The 1,591-nt window shown below is 35.4% G+C and carries 2 protein-coding genes; both read left to right on the top strand.

What is annotated here, in order from left to right; translation table 11 throughout:
- Positions 1 to 169: 169 nt before the first annotated feature.
- Positions 170 to 691 carry a DUF6431 domain-containing protein gene (locus tag EFD62_RS17300; protein WP_083225067.1) on the top strand — a complete coding sequence of 174 codons (522 nt, stop codon included), beginning with the start codon at positions 170 to 172 and terminating at the stop codon, positions 689 to 691.
- Positions 692 to 785: 94 nt separating this feature from the next.
- Positions 786 to 1,591 (top strand): DDE-type integrase/transposase/recombinase (locus EFD62_RS17295; protein ID WP_155522930.1); only part of this gene is annotated, 806 nt, incomplete at its 3' end.

Below are 1,591 nucleotides of genomic sequence, written 5' to 3'. Positions count from 1 at the left end.
TATCATAATATAAAAAGAGAAAGAGTCAGTTTTGCTTGGCCACTTAACACTCTTTCTCCTGCTAATATGCTTAGAAAAGCACACCCACAAGATTATGATAAGATTATTTTCAATATTTTGCAAGCTAAATTTTAATAAATTATCCATCAAAGAATTGTTTTTAGAGTCGATGAAAGAATTTTCTTCTAAAAAGCTACCATTTATAAAACTTCCCTGTCCTTTTTGTGGTGCAAAAAATCCAAATTGGACATACCACGATTCATATTCCAGATATTTGGTTGGATTTGAAAACAATGCTCCTGCCAACCATATAATAGACATAACCAGAATTATCTGTTCCTCCTGTGAACACCCTCATGCCATTCTCCCGGAGATAATTATTCCGTATAGCTCATATAGTTTAACTTTCATATTAAGCGTTTTGAGAGACTATTATTTAAAAACGAAAATCACAGATATATGCGAAAAATATCAAATCAGTGTTTCCATGATTTATGCCTGGAAGCTGCTCTTTATTCAACATAAAAAGCTTTGGTTGGGCATTCTTGAGGATATTTATCATAGTTCTTTAGAGTTTTTATCAACAATTCCTAAATTCAATACATCAAATGATCTACACTGTTTTTTTGAGCAAAATGGGCTCTCATTTCTTCAAGGAGTAACAAAAACTGCACTCTCAAATTCCTCCTGAGTTTTGCATATTGTTATTAAAGCCTTTCCACTTAATCCAGTAATAGCATTTCTGACAATTGCATATTATGATGCTTTTTGGAGGTGCATTACACATGAAAACCAAATTTAATGACAAAGCTGCCATTGACATGGCGTATTTCAGGTTCTCCCTTATTGCTCCAGTGATACAGGGTACTTTTACCGACCCTACAAAAACTGCATATTATAGGAGGGTTACCGAAAATTCATTTACACTGCCAAATGGCAAAGCTATGATTTATAATCCAAAGACCCTTGAAAAGTGGGAAGAATATTATCGCAAAAAAGGTATGGATGGCTTAATGCCTAGAGAACGCTCTGATTCGGGACAATCAAGAGTGTTGGACGAAACTGTTATTAATGAGATTTACAGGCTTAAGGAAGTCTTTCCCCGCATCAACGCTACCCTTATTTATACCAAGCTTATTGAAGATGGTTTTATTAATAAGCATCAAGTTTCTCTATCTAGTATTCAACGCTTTATTAAACACAACAATTTAAAATCCACACTCAATCCGAATCAAAAAGATCGTAAGGCATTTGAGGAAGAGTATCCCTGCGGCATGTACCAAGCTGATACTTCTTACACCTGTTATATTAATGAAAATGGCAAAGTTCGCCGCACTTATCTTATCCAAATTATTGACGATCAAAGCCGTATGATTGTTGGCTCCCGATTCTTTTACAATGACAATGCATATAACTTTCAACAGGTGCTTAAAGATGCCATTTCCCGCTATGGTATTTGTAAAAAGTTATATTTAGACAATGGAAGCACCTATTCCAACGAACAATTAACGCTAATTTGCGGCTCACTTGGAATTGTGAAGCTACATACTCCAGTTCGGGATGGTGCCAGCAAAGCCAAAGTGGAAAGGAG

Source organism: Acetivibrio mesophilus, from assembly GCF_004102745.1.
Classification (GTDB): Bacteria; Bacillota; Clostridia; order Acetivibrionales; family Acetivibrionaceae; genus Hungateiclostridium; species Hungateiclostridium mesophilum.
Note: the sequence above shows the minus strand (reverse complement) of the source record. Positions and strands in the feature narration are given on the sequence as shown.

Coding starts and splice junctions, on each gene's coding strand:
- EFD62_RS17300 (WP_083225067.1), top strand. CDS start 170: ATGAAAGAATTTTCTTCTAAAAAGCTACCATTTATAAAACTTCCCTGT.